A 16957-nucleotide genomic window follows, 5' to 3' on the forward strand; every position below is an offset into this window, starting at 1 on the left:
CCTCTTAACCAAACTCACGCAGGCGATTAAACAGTCGGACCATCGGTGAAACCTGTTCAGGCTGACGATCGGCCTGACCGGTGATCACCACTGTCGCTGTCGTGCCCGCCGGGAAGCGATTGCCGGGCTGCTGATCAAGCCGGATGCGCACCGGCACACGCTGCGCCAGACGGACCCACTCCAGATTGGAATCTACTGTGGCCATGCCTTTGCTGTCGACCGAGCTGCTACTGTTGGTGACGCCAGCCGCCACACTGTCTACGGTGCCACGCAACACGATGTTGCTGCCAAGTGGGGTGACTTCCGCGCGGAAGCCCTTCTCCACGCCGTGCAGTTTGGTCTCTTCCAGGTAAGCCAGTACATAGAAGGAGTGCTGCTGAACCAGCGCCACGGCAACCGAACCACGGGTAATAAATTCACCCTGGTAGACATTCAGGTTGGTGACCCAGCCATCGGATGGCGCTTTCACCGTGGTGCGCTCAAGGTCAATCTTCGCCAGATCGCGTGTCGCCACCGATTTCGCCAGCTGGTGCTCGCTGGTTTGCAGATCGTTATTGGATTGCTCGATAGCCTCGCGCGACATGGCGGAGGTGCCCAGCTGGTTACGGCGCCCGGCTTCGCGACGTTTCTCACTGACCAGCGCCTGGTAATATTCAACATCCGCCTGCGCCTGATCGAGCGCTTTTTTGATAGCGCGGCCGGTCAACCACAAACAGCGTATCGCCCTTCTTCACCAGTTGGTTGTCGTGCACCGGAACCTCGGTAATCAGGCCGGTGACGTCAGGGGAGATCGCCACCACGTCAGCGGCGAAACGCGCATCACGGGTCCAGGGCGATTCGGTATAGAAGACCCAGGCACGGAAAATAATGACCACTGCGATGATGACCAGCAGGATAGTAATCGCGTAGCGCGCGATTTTTCTTATGAGTGCTTTCACTTAAACCTCAGACTAATAAACGGGAGACAAGGTAAAACACACAGCAGTAAAGCGCTGTATTAAAAAGTGCCGGATGCCAGACAAGATCGTAGATACCGCTCGGCGTAAGCACGCGTTTCACTAACCAGAACAGCATCAGTGAAATAATAAGTTCGATGAAAATGGGCGGAAAAGAGAGCCCAAACATGACAAATACCGGAAGCACACTCATCACAAATCCTTAGTTCGACCTTGCCGGGATACTCATGCCTCTTCAGATGTCGCAGGAAAACCCTCTGGAAGCGTTATCCGAACCGCAGCTGGCTTAATAATAGCGTATCATCGAAGGGTATCAGGCAATGAAGAATCACCGGGAAATACCCCGGCGCGCTTATAATAACGCGCCTGACTATAAGTTTTCTACAGAATGTGATCTAAATCACTTTTAAGTCAGAGTAAATAATGGAACGACTGAAAGGCATGTCTGTCTTCGCTAAAGTGGTCGAACTGGGTTCGTTTACCGCTGCGGCGCGTCAGCTTCATCTGAGCGTCTCATCAATCAGCCAGATCGTCGCGAAACTGGAAGATGCATTGCAGGTTAAACTGCTGAATCGCAGTACCCGCAGTATCGGGCTGACCGAAGCGGGCAAAATCTATTATCAGGGCTGCCGCCGTATGCTGGCCGAAGCGACGCAGGTGCATGAACAGCTTTACGCTTTTAACAATACGCCCATTGGCGTACTGCGAATTGGCAGCTCCTCTACCATGGCGCAGAACGTGTTAGCCGGCATGACCAGCGATATGCTGCGGGAATATCCGGGGCTGAGTGTGAATCTGGTCACCGGCGTTCCGGCCCCGGATCTGATCGCGGATGGTCTGGATCTGGTGATTCGGGTGGGAGCGTTAAAAGATTCCAGCTTATTTTCGCGTCGCCTGGGTGCGATGCCGATGGTGGTGTGCGCCGCAAAAAGCTATCTGGCGCAGCATGGTACGCCGGAGAAGCCGGGTGATATCGATAATTTTTCCTGGCTGGAATATAGCGTACGGCCCGACAACAATTTCGAACTGATTGCGCCGGAAGGATTAGTGACACGCCTGGCACCGCAGGGACGTTTTGTGACCAATGATTCCCTGACGCTGATTCGCTGGCTGAAGTCGGGCAATGGCATCGCCTATGTGCCGATGATGTGGGTGATTGATGAGATCACCGCAGGCGAGATCGATATTCTGTTTCCGCAGTATCAGTCCGATCCGCGCCCGGTCTACGCGCTCTATACCGAGAAGGATAAGTTACCGCTTAAGGTGCAGGTCTGTATCGATTATCTGACCGGCTATTTTGAACAGGTGGCTGAACAGTATCAGCAGCATCGTAAAAGCTAACAATAGATTGTTGACAACATCTGTCCCGACCAGCTGTAAGACCCAGCCAGCGAAGGAAACACGGTCAGATCGGAAAGACGCAAAATCCGTCATCCCTGACACGCTCGGCCCGCGCCATCCGTGGCGCGGGACGCTTTCCTCCTCTGCCCGTGTTCCCTGCGCTTTCAGCTATTGCATTGCTGCCAGTTTCATCCGGCTATGGATTTGTCAGCATTCTGACAACCCGCCGGGCGGCGGGTTGTTGGGGTCACATCAGGCAGTGCCGCCGATGGTCAGTTTATCCAGCTTCAGGGTGGGCTGACCGACACCGACCGGCAGGCTCTGCCCCTCTTTACCACAAACGCCGACGCCTTTATCCAGCGCCAGGTCATTACCTACCATCGAGATCTGCTGCATCGCTTCGATGCCGGAACCAATCAGCGTTGCGCCTTTAACCGGTTTGGTGATTTTGCCGTTCTCAATCAGATAAGCCTCTGAGGTTGAGAAGACAAATTTGCCGGAGGTGATATCCACCTGACCGCCACCAAAGTTCGGCGCATAGAGGCCATACTCAACGCTTTGAATAATATCCTGCGGTGATGACTTGCCAGCCAGCATATAGGTGTTGGTCATGCGCGGCATCGGCAGATGCGCGTAGGATTCACGACGTCCGTTACCGGTAGGGCTAACCCCCATCAGTCGCGCATTCAGCTTGTCCTGCATGTAGCCTTTCAGCACACCATTCTCAATCAGCATGTTGTACTGACCGGGAACGCCCTCATCATCTACTGCCAGTGAACCGCGCAGCCCTTCAAGGGTGCCGTCATCCACCACGGTACAGAGGTCAGACGCAACCTGCTGACCAATTTTACCGCTGAACACCGAGGTGCCACGGCGATTGAAGTCGCCTTCCAGACCGTGACCGACCGCTTCATGCAGCAGCACGCCCGGCCAGCCCGCACCCAGTACCACTGGCAACGCACCAGCAGGTGCGGCCACGGCGGAGAGATTCACCAGCGCCATACGCACTGCTTCACGCGCCCAGGCGTCAGCGCGGACTTCGCCATCTTCATCTGCCAAGAAAAACGCATAACCGGTACGCGCACCGCCGCCGCTTGCGCCGCGTTCACGTTTGCCCTGATCTTCCACCTGGACACTAATAGAGAGGCGAACCAGCGGACGGACATCTGCCGCCAGCGTGCCGTCAGTCGCGGCTACCAATACCTGCTCGTAAACGCCGGTCAGGCTGGCATTGACTTCCTGCACGCGCGGATCAGCCGCACGAGCCACTTTATCAACGCGATGCAGCAGGGCAATTTTGTCTTCACGTGTCAGGCTGCTCAGCGGATCGATAGCCTGATAGAGCGAACGGTTCATCACGGCAGAAAGCGTGTGTGCCTTGCCATTTCCCTGTTCGCGTACGATGCTGCGTGCGGCTTCAGAGGAGAGACGCAGTGCATTCAGCGTGATCTGGTCTGCATAGGCGAAGCCGGTTTTCTCTCCGCTGACCGCACGCACGCCCACACCCTGATCGATATGGTAGGAGCCATCTTTAATGATTTTGTCTTCCAGCACCCAGGATTCGTGAAAGCTGGACTGAAAATAGAGATCGGCATAATCCAGACGACGTTCTGAAAGCTGCCCTAACAGGGAAAATAGGTCCTGCTGATTAATGCCGTTAGCAGTCAGTAACTGCTCACTTACCAGGTTCAGAGTCATCGTTTCTCACTCATTATGTGCTCAGATAATCATAGCCTGCGGTAATTCCGGTACGGCGTCAAATTCACTTGTTGTCAGTCTCACGCGGTTTACGCAGCACTTCATTGATTTCTGGTTTATCCAGCGGGCCACTGATGTGATAACGCAGCAGCGATATCTTGTTCCACAGGGGTCCCAGAACTTTACTGGCGGCAAACACCGCCGCGCCAATCACCGGATTGATGGCAAAAGCTGTCGCCACACCAACCGAGGCGGATATTTCCGGCGCAACCACCGCTTCCATGTCGATCTGACGCTTCACCAGGTCGAGATTACCCTGCATCGCGATGTCCGCTTCCAGTCCATCCACCAGCAGATTATCGGTGCGCATCATGCCGTTTTCGATCCAGGCGGTGCCGTTAATCGAGTCGAAGTAGAAAGAATTGGTGAAGGTGTCGCTGAAGTCGAAGCGCAGCTTGCGCAGTAGCGCATCAAAGCTCACCAGCCGCAGAATTTTCCCGGCGGCACCGGTATTCACATCGGCGATCTGGCCTTTGCCAAAGTGGGTCTTCAGGGTGCCGCTCAGCGTCTCTGCCGAGGGCTGCCAGGGGGCAGAGCGCCAGTGCAGGTCATACGCAATATCAAATGGCGCATCGCGCAGCGGCGTGTTGACCCCAAACCAGTTGGTCGCGTTATTAATATTCGGGCCTTTCAGCGTGCCCTTCAGCGAAGTGCGCTGGTCGTCCGGGCGGTTAACCCATTCCCCGTTGATTTTCAGCTGTGAGCTGCCAGTATCCACTTTTCCGTTAGTAAGCGCTAACGTATCTCCGCGGGGTTGCAGCATCGCGGAGACCTGACCATATTTCTGACCCAGCACCCAGCACTCTTTACAGCGCAACTGTAAAGCGGGCCACTGGCTGAAGTTAATGTTCGTGGCTTTTTGAGGTGGCGCTTTGCCGCCTTTGCCTTCACCGTTATCCCACTGCGGATTGTAGTAAAGGTAATCCAGGTTCACCTGCCACGGTGCTTTCGGTGCCATTGCCAGCGCACCACGCAGCTCTTTAGCCCTGACGCCGACCTGGCCCTTGCCGCCCGCACTCTGAGCCAGTGTCGCTTCAACCTCATGCCATTGCTGCCCGGCCAGGGTGACGGCCGGGCTACGAAGCGTGATATTGCCGGGCAGCGTGACGCCACCCGTTTTGAGGCCGCCGCCTGACTCGCTGCCCCCGGATGCTCCCCCTGCGGCCATCATCGCCACCCAGGCCTCGCCATCCAGCGCGGGCAGGTTCAGTACCATGCCGGGATGATCGGGCAGAGCAGGTGTTTTCTGCGCATCATTCAGCCAGATGCCACGATCGACGCGCAGCGTCGGCTCCAGCAACCAGCGGCTGTTAAAGCGATGGTTTGCATCGACGCTGCCACTGAGATCGAAATGGTGCAGGTCGCCACTGGCCTTGATTGCGACTGGCATCGCCTCACCGGCTTTCTTATCGAGCGGTGCAGGTAAGTGACTACTTACTTCTTTTGCATTACCGTTCAGCGTCACGTCATAACGCGCACCGCCATGATGGGGCAGCGTAATATTAACGTCGCCCTGCCACGGCAGATTTCCGCCCAGCTGCTTGCTGACGGCTGCAGGAAGCTGGCTGATTTTAGCGGGCTGCCAGTCGCCCTGAAGTTTGACGTTCACGCCAAAGTCGTCCGGATTCTCTTTAGTGCTGAAACGCACGCCCATCGGCTGACCAAACCAGTTCGCACGCAGATCTTCACTGGCCAGATTGCCGTTGTCGTAACGGAAGCGCCCGGAGAGATTGTTAATGGTGGTTTTTAACGGTTTGATAAACAGCGAATTATTGTTCAGGTCCACATTGCCACGGGCGTGAACCTGCTCACCATCCAGCGGGATATCCAGATTCAGGTGGCCGCCGACGCGGCCTTTGATTTCCAGCTGCTCCAGCGCGGCACCCAGTGAAGGTTTCAGCGGAGTCTGCCCGAAATAGTCCGCGATTTGCTGGCCTTCACCACTGATATCACCCTCAATGATCAGTTTTTCTTTCAGGTAGTCGGGGATCACCGCAGTGACGTTGCGCGCGTCCACCTCGCCCAGTTTCGCCACCGGCGCTTTCATCCAGAGACCGTCATTCAGGAAGTTAAGGTCGATATCGAGATTGCTTAACGCTGGCCATTTGGGCTGAAACGCATAGGTTGCCTGGCGAAGCGGCACCCAGACCTGGAACATGCCATCATTATGCTTGAACGGGAACAGCGCCGGATTACCGGCAAACAGCAGTGTGGCGTTGTCCACCTTGCCACCCTTCACTGCCCCACTCAGATAGTGCGTCAGGCTGTTACCCAATAGCGGCACCGGGAAGTAGCGCCAGGCATCGCCCGCATCGGTAAGCCGGATACCGGCCAGAATATCCAGACGAGGCTCACCGCCGCTGTTCTGCTGGTAGCTGAAGTCGCCGCGCGCCCAGAGCGAGCGTGCCTCCAGGTCAAGATTTTCGCCTGCCAGCGTGAGGCCATGATCATCATTCAGCCAGCGCAGCGCACCGGTCACCCGCTTAATCTCTAACGGAGCCTGGAACATGTCGCCATAGGGAACGGTCGCCGCCCCCATATCCACACTGACCTGACCATTGCTCAGGCTGCCGCGCGCTTCACCGCTTAAATGGCTGATGCCCGGCAACAGTTTCCAGTGCTGCCAGCTGAAATCACGCCACTTCACCTGTACGCGGGTTTTTTCAGGCTGCTGTAACGGAATATCCAGCGCCAGGCCATCGATGGTGCCCTGTGGCTGCAGCGTCTGCCAGTTTTCAAACAGTGCCGGAGAGAGCGGCGCAAACAGCGGAACGATCGGCGCAATATGACTCAGCACCAGCTGTGTGGCGCGAACGCGCACTTCCGGCTGACCATCCGGTCCCAGCATCTGCTTATCTTCAGGACGCCATAACAGAGAGAAGTGACCGGCGGGCCAGGCGTGGCCGTCGGTGCTGAGCCGGGTTTGTGGCACATTGACCACCCAGCCATTCTGGAAACGTGACAGATGCGCGGTCAGTCCATCGACCTCAATGCGGTGTCGTCCGGTCTCGCCCTGCCAGCTGGCTCCGCCCTTGCGCAGCAGCAGATCACCCGCGTAGATGTCGCCATCGCGCAGGTTAACCCAGGCCGCCAGGCTAAATCGGGCGCTATCCAGCCGGGTATTGTCACGCACCCAACGGCCCAGCCACGGGCGCATATCGACGTCGTCGGCCTGCATCCAGATGCGGCCATCATTGAGTAAACCGTTGCTGTCGTTAAGATCAAGCCGCACCTGGACCACGCCGTGCTGGCCGGTGAAGCTCGACAGGCTGACTTCGCCTTCGGCCCGGTGGCGGTTATCTTGATTGACCCAAGTGAGTCGCGGGATCGCCAGCTCAGCATGCTGACCGGAAGGGGTGCGGAAACGGATGGTGCTGTCACGCAGGTCAAAGTGGTCAAACTGACGCAGGAAGAGTTCGTTTATCTGCGCCGGACGGAAGCTGTTTTTCTCTTTGTCGTTATCCAGCAGCGGGCGATTAGTATCGAGGTGCAACTGCCAGAAGGTCAGATCGCGAAACTGCCACCGCCAGTGCAGCAGGGACTGCCAGACGTCGAGAGCCAGATTGATGCGTTTGATAGTGAGTTTGCCGTTCTCATGCAGATCGACGCTAAGATCGCGAACCTGCAGGGTTGGGCCAAAATTCTCCCATTTACCCTGTAACTGGCTGGCGTTGACCGGCACGCCGCTGCTGTCGGAGATGTATTGCAGAAGGTTGCTGCGATAGCTGTCGAGATGCGGCATCACCAGACGCAATCCGCTGACCAGCAGCGCGACAATCACGATGATTGCCGCGACCAGCAGTAACAAAATCCTCGGCAACTGCCTCACTCACGCCTCTCCTTGTGTTCCGTAAACGACGGATAGTTGGTTCTCATACCCGACCGTCTCCCGATAAAAGCGTTAAAACGCGCATTTTATCTCAAACAAGGGCGATTTTTCAGCCCGATATCCGAAGAAACCGGTAACCGGGCTGGCGTTACATCATCACTACGTCGAACTGCTCCTGAGTGTAGAGCGCTTCGACATGAACTTTAACCTGCTTGCCGACAAAGATTTCGACTTCAGCCAGTGCATGAGACTCGTCAGTTTTTAACGCCTCACCCACCGTCGGTGAAACATAGACCAGAAAGCGGTCAGAATCATAAGCGTGATGAACCCGGACAATCTCACGCATGATTTCATAGCAGACCGTTTCAACGGTTTTCAGCGTGCCGCGCCCTTTGCAGACCGGGCAATCCTGGCACAAAACGTGCTCAATGCTTTCGCGGGTACGCTTACGCGTCATCTCCACCAGACCCAGCGCCGAGAAACCATTAATACCGGTTTTAACCCGATCTTTACTGAGCGCGCTTTCCAGCGAATGCAGTACCCGGCGGCGATGGTCTTCGTTGCTCATATCGATGAAGTCGATAATGATGATGCCACCAAGATTACGCAGTCGCAGCTGGCGCGCGATCGCCTGAGTAGCTTCAACATTGGTATTAAAGATCGTCTCATCAAGGTTACGATGGCCGACAAACGCACCGGTGTTGATATCGATGGTGGTCATCGCTTCGGTCTGATCGATGATCAGATATCCGCCTGACTTTAGTTCAACTTTGCGATCCAGCGAGCGCTGAATCTCATTTTCGACGTCAAACAGGTCGAAAATAGGCTGTTTACCGTTGTAGAGCTCCAGCTTACCGGCCATTTCCGGGATATATTCACCGGTAAATTCTACCAGCATGTCGCAGGTCAGGCGGGAGTCGACCCGGATGCGATCCAGCGCCGCGCCCGCAAAATCACGCAGAATACGCTGGGCCAGAGCCAGCTCACCGTAGAGCAGGCAGCGGGTCTGATTGCGCTTTTTTACGCTCGCTGACTTTGGTCCAGAGTCGTTTGAGAAAAGCCGCGTCCTGCGCCAGCTCCTCTTCCCCGATGCCTTCTGCGGCGGTACGGATAATAAAGCCGCCCAGATCGTCGCAGTAGTCAGCCACGACCGCTTTAAGCCGATCGCGCTCTTTCTCGCTCTCAATACGCTGAGAGACACCCACATGCGATGCGCCTGGCATAAAGACCAGGTAACGCGAAGGCAGAGTGATGTCAGTGGTCAGCCGGGCACCTTTGGTGCCAAGCGGATCTTTGACGACCTGAACCACCAGATCCTGTCCCTGCCGCACCAGCTCGGCGATATCCCGCACGATAAAGTTTTTCTTTTCGTCGCCCGCCACACATTCAGTATGCGGCATGATATCTGAGGCGTGCAGAAAGGCCGCTTTCTCCAGACCGATATCAACAAAGGCGGCCTGCATGCCGGGCAGAACACGGCTTACACGGCCTTTATAAATATTGCCAACGATGCCGCGCCGCGCCTCACGCTCAATGTGAATTTCCTGCAGTATGCCGCCGTCAATATAGGCAACACGTGTTTCAGAAGGCGTGACGTTTACCAGTAATTCAGCCGTCATGTTGACCCCTTACGGCACGCAGTGACTCGAAATGGCTGATCAACTCCCCTGTCTCAACCAAGGGTAATCCGACCACTGCATGGTAGCTTCCATTAATTTTGCGGACAAAGTTTCCTCCCCTGCCCTGAATACCGTATGCACCCGCTTTATCCATTGGCTCGCCGGTCGCGATATAGTCGTCGATGTCGGTGGCGGTTAAGGTGCGGAATGTCACATCAGTGGTTACGACGCAATCCAGCGCCTGCTGACTGTCGGCCAGCGCTACCGCCGTCATCACCTGATGCGTATGACCAGAGAGTTTGCACAGCATCGCGCGGGCATCAGCGGCATCGCGCGGCTTTTCCAGCACTTCGCCATTCAGCACCACAATCGTATCCGCGCCCAGCACCGGCAGATCCTGCGCGGCCAGTTTGACACCCGCCTGCGCTTTATCATTGGCCAGACGGCGGACATAGATTTCCGCCGCTTCGTTCGGCTGACGCTGCTCTTCAACGTCAGTCACGATGCGCTCGAATGTCAGACCAAGTTGAGTTAACAGCTCACGACGACGCGGTGAACCGGAAGCAAGATAGAGGGTTACCATAAATTTCCTTATTGAACAGCGAACTGACGACGAATTTTTCTCATTAATAAGAATAGCCAGGGCCAGAGAATACCGTCGACGACACTGCTCCAGAAAATTTCAGGTCGGAATGAAACGTTGATTACCAGGAATTCAGCCCAGAAGACAATCACATCCATCGCCAGCGACAGCACCATAACCATTAACGCTTGCTGCCACAACGCTAAGTTGCGGAATAACTGGAACTTAAAGGCAATCAGGTAGGCGATGATACTGAGTGCCAGCGCACGCACGCCGAGTGTGGAACCCGCAATCAGATCCATGATGGCACCCAGCACAAATCCGCTACCGACATTGACCCGATGCGGCAGTGCGAGCACCCAATAGATAAGGATCAACAGCAGCCATGAGGGCCGGAACATATAAATTTCATCCGGCCAGGGCATGATCTGCAGGACAAGCGCAACCAGGAAAGAGAGCCAGATGACCCAACGTCCCTGGCTGCGATATCGACTCAAGGCTGCCCCCCCGCGTGAACGCGAGGAGTTGCTTTGTCCACTGCTGCTGGTAGCTGACGGTGCAGGCGGTCCCATCTGTACTGCAGGCGCAGGCGGGCCCATTTCTCCCGCAGGCGGTAAGACCTGCGGCATCATCTGCATCAGACGCTCGTTCGCAACGCGATGAACTTCATCCTGCGGCAGCGGCATATCACCATTGCGATCGGCACCCCACAGCAGCAGCAGGTAACGCAGACGCTGCAGACCCGCGGTCGGATGCGCCTGAATCACCGTATAGGCGCGTTGGGTATCCACTTTTACCGAAGAAACCACACCCACCGGATAGCCTTCAGGGAATCGGCCACCGATACCTGAAGTCACCAGCACATCGCCGACCCGAATGTCCGTATTACCCGGCAGATGCTCAAGCTGAAGATCTTCAGTACAGCCGTTACCTGCGGCAATGACACGGATGTCATTACGCAGCACCTGAATCGGCAGGGCATGTGACGCATCACAGATCAGCAGAACACGGCTGGTGAGTTGTCCGACAGCGATGACCTGACCGACTACCCCTTTATCACTGATGACCGGCTGGCCTTCATAGACGCCGTTAACGCTGCCTTTGTCGATTACCACCTGGTCGGTGTAAGGATCGGTGCCGGTAGAAATGACCTGTGTCACCATCTTTTGCTCATCCTGACGCAGCGGTGAACCCAGCAGTTCACGCAGGCGTGCGTTTTCCTGCTTATATTGCCCCAGCATTAGCAGGTTACTGTTTTTCAGGAAGAGCTCACGACGTAACGCTTTGTTTTCCTGCTCGAGTTGCTGACGCGACGCCAGCGACTCTGACACGCCATCCAGCAACTGACGTGGCCCATTGGCCAGGAAGTAAAACGGACTGACCGACGTATCCAGATAGTTGCGTATTTGGGTGAAAGAACCCACACGGCTGTCGGCAATGATAATGGCAATCGCCACGATAACCGCCAGGAATAGACGCAACTGCAGGGAAGGTCCCCTGCTAAAAATCGGCTTCATATAATCTGCGTGATCCTCGACAACAGGAGAGGAAGCGACGGCATAACACCGTGCTTCCCTGGGCTGAACGCACTGCACCGGCACAGATTGCGCCGGTTCACATGCCACTCCCTCGCATGATCATTGCGTTCTTAGCCGGTTGAGGCAATTATTCTTCGCTGAACAAATCGCCGCCATGCATGTCGATCATTTCCAGCGCTTTGCCGCCACCGCGAGCCACACAGGTCAGTGGATCCTCAGCAACCACAACCGGAATGCCCGTCTCTTCCATCAGCAGACGATCCAGGTTGCGCAGTAACGCACCACCGCCGGTCAGCACCATGCCGCGCTCCGAAATATCTGAAGCCAGCTCAGGCGGACACTGCTCAAGGGCAACCATCACCGCGCTAACGATGCCGGTTAATGGCTCCTGCAGCGCTTCCAGAATTTCATTAGAGTTCAGTGTAAAGCCGCGCGGTACACCTTCTGCCAGGTTACGACCACGCACTTCGATCTCACGGACTTCATCACCCGGATAGGCTGAACCGATCTCATGCTTAATACGTTCTGCGGTCGCTTCGCCGATCAGTGAACCGTAGTTACGACGCACATAATTAATAATAGCTTCATCGAAACGATCGCCACCAATACGCACTGACGAGGAGTAGACCACACCGTTCAGCGAGATCACCGCCACTTCTGTGGTACCGCCACCAATATCCACCACCATTGAGCCAGTCGCTTCTGAAACGGGCAGACCCGCACCAATTGCTGCAGCCATCGGCTCTTCAATCAGAAACACTTCACGCGCGCCTGCGCCCTGAGCGGATTCACGAATCGCGCGGCGTTCAACCTGTGTTGCCCCGACGGGTACGCAGACCAGCACACGCGGGCTGGGACGCATAAAACTGTTGCTGTGAACCTGCTTGATGAAGTGTTGCAGCATCTTTTCGGTCACGAAGAAGTCAGCGATAACGCCATCTTTCATCGGACGAATCGCTGCGATATTGCCTGGCGTACGGCCAAGCATCTGTTTGGCCTCATGACCCACGGCCGCAACACTTTTCGGTGAACCGGCACGATCCTGTCGAATAGCGACGACGGAGGGCTCGTTCAGTACGATGCCCTGTCCTTTCACGTAAATCAGGGTATTCGCGGTACCCAGGTCAATGGACAAGTCGTTGGAAAACATGCCACGAAATTTTTTAAACATACTAAGGGGTAATCCTGCAAGCTGGGGGGCGGAAAATAAAATCCGCTTACTTTACCAACCACACGAAGCTGCCACAAGGCGCAAAAACGTTCTGCTTCGGTGAAAAAAGACGCCTGATTGCGTTTAAGTCATCTGAACAGGCGATCCACAACAGCAGAATGGCGACCAGACGCCATCAGCACTGCATTTCACGCTATTTCCCCTTGCCCTGTCCGACATAAAATCTAACATTTCCGGCAGTAAGTTCAGAGGTTCAGACGCGGATAAACATTAAAAAAAACCGTAAATTTCCGTCAGTACGACCGCAATTCATTAAATACGGTAACGTTGTGAATACTTCTTCACGTTACTGTTAACCGGAAGCGAGGGAGCAAAAAAGTCGCCCTGCCCACCTGCTACGCCCAACGCGACTAAGGTTTGCCACTCCGCTTTAGTGCGGACACCGGTAGCAAACACCTGAATGCCCGTACATTTACAGACTTCCAGCAGACTCTGCACAAACAGCTGATTTTCAGTCCGGCGCTCAATATTGCGTACCAGACCGGCATCAAGCTTGATCAGTTCCAGCGGCAGCTGTCGTATGTAGGCGCTGCTTACCACGGTTAAACCCGCCTGATTTACCGCAACCCGACAGCCAAAAGCCTTAAGTGCGCGGAAAACTGGCGTTAAACGGTTGATGTGTTGACAAACATCTGCCTCGGCAAGTTCAAATAAAAATCGTTTTCTTTGCGCTTTCGGGCACTGCAGCAGCATGTTCTGCAGCCAGAGGACAAAAGAGCGCTGCAGAAGCGAGGTAATCGTCACCGGGATCACCAGCGTCTCTTCTGGCCAGAGTTCAGAGAGTGCCGCAATGCGAGTCATTAACTGGCGATCCCAGCCATCAGCCATGCCGAGCTGCTGTACCAGGGGCATATATTCTGCGGCCAGCACTTCTTTATCGCCGTCGAAGATGCGGGTCAGCATCACCCGGTGCTGTACCTTACCCTCAATATTGACGGTGGGTTTATGATAGAGCCGCGGGCCGCCACGGCTAAGCGTGTTCTCCAGCAGGGTTCGCCAGCGCACACTACCCCGCCCGGCGTCCTGCGGATTTCCGGCACCATTGGTCCAGTTGTTGCCGCCCAGCAGTGCCGCACGTCGGGTAGCCATTTCGGCATTTTCCATCACCTGCGGCACAGTCTGCCCGCTGTGCCAGGCGCTGATACCGATATGAATGAGATCATCACGATTAACCAGCCGCATCGGCGGCAGAGAATCAACAGCATTGATCAGCTGATCCGCAATACTGTTTGCCTCTTTAAGACTGCGATGTGGCAGTAGCACGGCAAAATCACTGCGGAAATAGCGTGCCAGCAGGGCGCCAGGATAGCGCAGCACAAAGGTGGAAAGCATGTTGACGAAATTGAAGAGGTACTCCTCAACCAGCCCCGGCTCCAGCGAATCCTTCAGCGTGTCCAGATCGGGCAGGCGCACCATCATCACCACACCATGGGTGCCGACAGCTTCCTGATCCTCCAGCAGGGTGGCGAGCTGGTTATCAAAGAACAGCCGGTTGTTGAGACCGGTGCGTCCATCCTGCGCAGCAAAGGTGCGGATCAGCGTGTCGATACGCAGACGCTGCTCGCCCGCTTCCTGCAGATCCGCCAGCAACACATCCAGTGCGCGGCTCGCTCTCGGTGGCCACTCATCCGCACCGCGTTTCGGCATTACGCCGCGCTCACCGCTGATAATCGCCTCTGCCCGCACTTCAAGATGCTCCATACCGCGCCACTGACGACTGAGCCAGCGATGCATCAGCAGCAGCACCAGACTCATCACCAGCATGACGGTAAACAGGATGCCCAGCGTAGAGGTGCCGGTAATGGAGCGCAGCCAGGTTTTGGCAGGATCAAGGGTGACGACCCGCAGCTCTAACCCCGTCTGGTGCATCAAAGGCACATCGACCTGGATAAAACGATTAGGCTCGTCTTCCAGCATCTGGTTTTCGTGTCGGGAGAGGGTAAGGAAAGTCTGCCTGCCGTTGTGAAGGGAAATCTGCTCGGCATTCATTATCGGCATCATACGCGTGAGCCAGACATGCAGCTCTGCCGGCGTCTGGGTGAACATCGCCTGATCCACTTCGGTCGCCAGTATCTGCGCCCGATGTTCAACCCGCTGATGACTGAACCAGAAAACACTGAATGCACAGCCTGCCAGCATCAACGACATGGCCAGCAGGCTTAAAAAGGTAATAAACGCAGATAATTTTGTGGTTAATCGCATCCCTGTGCCTGTATTACTGCGGTGATAACCGGATCACCCAACCTTGTACCGTCAGCCTGACGAAAACGCGAGCAAAAATAGCATAATTTGCCGTTGCCGACAGCGCCGGGACGTATGAAGCCGAAGTATATCGTCGGGATATCATCGCTGACGTTGATCCTGGCACTTTTCGGTGCATTCTCATCGTACCGGCCAGCCAGGAAATTTCACATTTTCAGGGCGAAACTGGCTGATATCAGTAATAGTCATCATGCTGGTTAATGACATCCTGTCTGGAGAGGGCACCATGAAACGCACACCCCGTCTGACCGAAGCCGACGTAACGCCGGAAAGCATTTTTAACATGAAGCGCCGCCAGGTGCTGAAAACGCTGGGACTGAGCGCAGCGGCGATGGGTATGCCGGGCGTGGCGCAAGCCGATATTCTCAGCTGGTTCAAAGGCAACGATCGCCCACCCGCGCCAGCAGGCCGGCCGCTGGACTTTACCAAACCAGCGCAATATCAGGCCGATCTGACCTTAACGCCTGCGGATAAAGTTTCCGGCTATAACAACTTCTATGAGTTCGGGCTGGATAAGGCCGATCCGGCTGCCAATGCCGGTACGCTGAAAACAGAACCCTGGAAACTGACCATTGATGGCGAAGTGGCTAAACCCGTGACCCTGGATATGGATGACATCTTTAAACGGTTTGCCATGGAGCAGCGAATCTATCGCATGCGCTGCGTGGAGGCCTGGTCGATGGTGGTGCCCTGGATAGGCTTCGAGCTGAATAAGCTTATCTCTCTGGCGGAACCCACCAGCAAAGCGCGTTTTGTCGCCTTTCAGACACTGTACGATCCTGAGCAGATGCCAGGTCAGAAAGATCGCTTTATTGGCGGCGGACTCAATTATCCCTATGTCGAAGGTTTACGTCTGGATGAAGCCATGCATCCGCTGACCATTCTGACCACCGGCGTCTATGGCAAAGCGCTGCCGCCGCAGAATGGCGCGCCGATTCGCCTGACGGTGCCGTGGAAATATGGTTTTAAGGGCATTAAGTCGATTGTCAAAATCACCCTGACCGCAAATCAGCCACCAACGACCTGGAATCAGATCGCCGCAGATGAATATGGTTTTTATGCCAATGTGAATCCGCATGTTAATCATCCACGCTGGTCGCAGGCCACTGAGCGATTTATTGGCCCGGGCGGCAGTCTGAAGGTCGAACGTCAGCCAACTCTGCTGTTTAACGGCTATGCCGAACAGGTTGCGTCGCTCTATCGTGGCCTGGATTTACGGGAGAATTACTAGGTGGTACGCCTGTCGATAAAACAGATCACCTGGCTTAAGGTGATTCTGCATCTGGCGGCCCTGTTGCCGCTGATTTATCTGGTTCTTGCCGCGATGCAGGGCGGCCTGAGTGCGGATCCGGCAAAAGATATTCAGCATTTTACCGGCCGCATGGCGCTGAAACTGCTGCTGGGTACGCTGCTGGTCTCACCGCTGGCACGTTATGGCAGGCAACCGCTGTTAATCCGCACCCGGCGTCTGCTTGGCGTCTGGACGTTTGTCTGGGCTTCTCTCCATCTGCTGAGCTATTACCTGCTGGAGCTGGGCGCTGACAATCTGCGTCTGCTGGGCAGCGAGCTGATTTCCCGTCCCTATCTGACACTGGGGATTATCAGCTGGCTGATATTACTGGCCCTGGCGCTGACGTCGTTTCAGCGCGCTCAGCGCAAGCTCGGTAAGCGCTGGCAAACCCTGCACAACGCGGTCTATCTGGTGGCCATTCTGGTGCCGATTCACTATATCTGGTCAGTGAAAACCGTGTCACCCCAGCCACTTATCTACGCACTACTTGCTGCAATACTGTTAGCCTGGCGTTACAAAAAATTTCTCAAATGGTGGCCTCGCTAGCGC

The 16957-nt window shown here is 55.5% G+C and carries 10 protein-coding genes and 3 pseudogenes; 3 read left to right on the forward strand and 10 right to left on the reverse strand.

Annotated features, from left to right (window positions below; genetic code table 11):
- Positions 1 to 4 precede the first annotated feature (4 nt).
- Together aaeA and aaeX are read right to left on the reverse strand one after the other, a co-directional pair.
- A pseudogene (gene aaeA / locus JNO11_RS16935) lies at positions 5 to 938 on the reverse strand (p-hydroxybenzoic acid efflux pump subunit AaeA).
- A gap of 7 nt (positions 939 to 945) precedes the next feature.
- The gene (aaeX, locus tag JNO11_RS16940; RefSeq protein WP_010256058.1) at positions 946 to 1149 is read right to left on the reverse strand and encodes a p-hydroxybenzoic acid efflux pump operon protein AaeX; all 204 of its coding nucleotides are present in this window, start codon (positions 1147 to 1149) and stop codon (positions 946 to 948) included.
- Between the two features lie 230 nt (positions 1150 to 1379).
- On the opposite strand from aaeX, the gene aaeR reads away from it, so the two are divergent.
- Complete coding sequence (aaeR, locus tag JNO11_RS16945) at positions 1380 to 2297, forward strand: HTH-type transcriptional activator AaeR (RefSeq protein ID WP_010256055.1); 918 nt, start codon at positions 1380 to 1382, stop codon at positions 2295 to 2297.
- A gap of 252 nt (positions 2298 to 2549) precedes the next feature.
- Here aaeR and tldD read toward each other — a convergent pair whose 3' ends face one another.
- From tldD to csrD, 8 genes and pseudogenes are all read right to left on the reverse strand, one after another.
- Positions 2550 to 3995, reverse strand: coding sequence for a metalloprotease TldD (gene tldD, locus JNO11_RS16950; RefSeq protein ID WP_325177521.1), 1446 nt, complete (start codon positions 3993 to 3995; stop codon positions 2550 to 2552).
- 64 nt (positions 3996 to 4059) lie between these two features.
- Positions 4060 to 7884 carry an AsmA2 domain-containing protein YhdP gene (yhdP, locus tag JNO11_RS16955; protein ID WP_325177522.1) on the reverse strand — a complete coding sequence of 1275 codons (3825 nt, stop codon included), beginning with the start codon at positions 7882 to 7884 and terminating at the stop codon, positions 4060 to 4062.
- 148 nt (positions 7885 to 8032) lie between these two features.
- Positions 8033 to 9503: pseudogene (gene rng, locus JNO11_RS16960) on the reverse strand (ribonuclease G).
- Positions 9493 to 10086: a Maf family protein gene (locus tag JNO11_RS16965; protein ID WP_010256046.1), complete on the reverse strand. Its 594-nt coding sequence runs from the start codon at positions 10084 to 10086 to the stop codon at positions 9493 to 9495. The pseudogene rng and the gene JNO11_RS16965 overlap by 11 nt, the downstream one beginning before the upstream one ends.
- 8 nt (positions 10087 to 10094) lie before the next feature.
- Positions 10095 to 10583: a rod shape-determining protein MreD gene (gene mreD / locus JNO11_RS16970; protein ID WP_010256045.1), complete on the reverse strand. Its 489-nt coding sequence runs from the start codon at positions 10581 to 10583 to the stop codon at positions 10095 to 10097.
- A 6-nt stretch (positions 10584 to 10589) separates the two neighbouring features.
- Positions 10590 to 11603 (reverse strand): annotated as a pseudogene (gene mreC, locus JNO11_RS16975) (rod shape-determining protein MreC); the annotation flags it as partial.
- 148 nt (positions 11604 to 11751) lie between these two features.
- Positions 11752 to 12795, reverse strand: coding sequence for a rod shape-determining protein MreB (mreB, locus tag JNO11_RS16980; RefSeq protein WP_004385136.1), 1044 nt, complete (start codon positions 12793 to 12795; stop codon positions 11752 to 11754).
- A 312-nt stretch (positions 12796 to 13107) separates the two neighbouring features.
- Positions 13108 to 15057 (reverse strand): RNase E specificity factor CsrD, encoded by a 1950-nt coding sequence (gene csrD, locus JNO11_RS16985; protein WP_010699819.1) that lies wholly within the window; start codon positions 15055 to 15057, stop codon positions 13108 to 13110.
- A gap of 286 nt (positions 15058 to 15343) precedes the next feature.
- Between csrD and msrP the strand changes: the two genes are divergently transcribed.
- Together msrP and msrQ are read left to right on the forward strand one after the other, a co-directional pair.
- The gene (gene msrP, locus JNO11_RS16990) at positions 15344 to 16348 is read left to right on the forward strand and encodes a protein-methionine-sulfoxide reductase catalytic subunit MsrP (RefSeq protein WP_010256016.1); all 1005 of its coding nucleotides are present in this window, start codon (positions 15344 to 15346) and stop codon (positions 16346 to 16348) included.
- Positions 16349 to 16954 (forward strand): protein-methionine-sulfoxide reductase heme-binding subunit MsrQ, encoded by a 606-nt coding sequence (msrQ, locus tag JNO11_RS16995; RefSeq protein WP_010256013.1) that lies wholly within the window; start codon positions 16349 to 16351, stop codon positions 16952 to 16954. It begins immediately after the preceding gene.
- The last annotated feature ends 3 nt before the right edge of the window (positions 16955 to 16957 follow it).

The sequence above is a fragment of the Pantoea sp. 1B4 genome (assembly GCF_016925765.1).
GTDB lineage: Bacteria > Pseudomonadota > Gammaproteobacteria > Enterobacterales > Enterobacteriaceae > Pantoea > Pantoea agglomerans.

Coding starts and splice junctions, on each gene's coding strand:
- aaeX (WP_010256058.1), bottom strand. CDS start 1,149: ATGAGTGTGCTTCCGGTATTTGTCATGTTTGGGCTCTCTTTTCCGCCC.
- aaeR (WP_010256055.1), top strand. CDS start 1,380: ATGGAACGACTGAAAGGCATGTCTGTCTTCGCTAAAGTGGTCGAACTG.
- tldD (WP_325177521.1), bottom strand. CDS start 3,995: ATGACTCTGAACCTGGTAAGTGAGCAGTTACTGACTGCTAACGGCATT.
- JNO11_RS16965 (WP_010256046.1), bottom strand. CDS start 10,086: ATGGTAACCCTCTATCTTGCTTCCGGTTCACCGCGTCGTCGTGAGCTG.
- mreB (WP_004385136.1), bottom strand. CDS start 12,795: ATGTTTAAAAAATTTCGTGGCATGTTTTCCAACGACTTGTCCATTGAC.
- csrD (WP_010699819.1), bottom strand. CDS start 15,057: ATGCGATTAACCACAAAATTATCTGCGTTTATTACCTTTTTAAGCCTG.
- msrP (WP_010256016.1), top strand. CDS start 15,344: ATGAAACGCACACCCCGTCTGACCGAAGCCGACGTAACGCCGGAAAGC.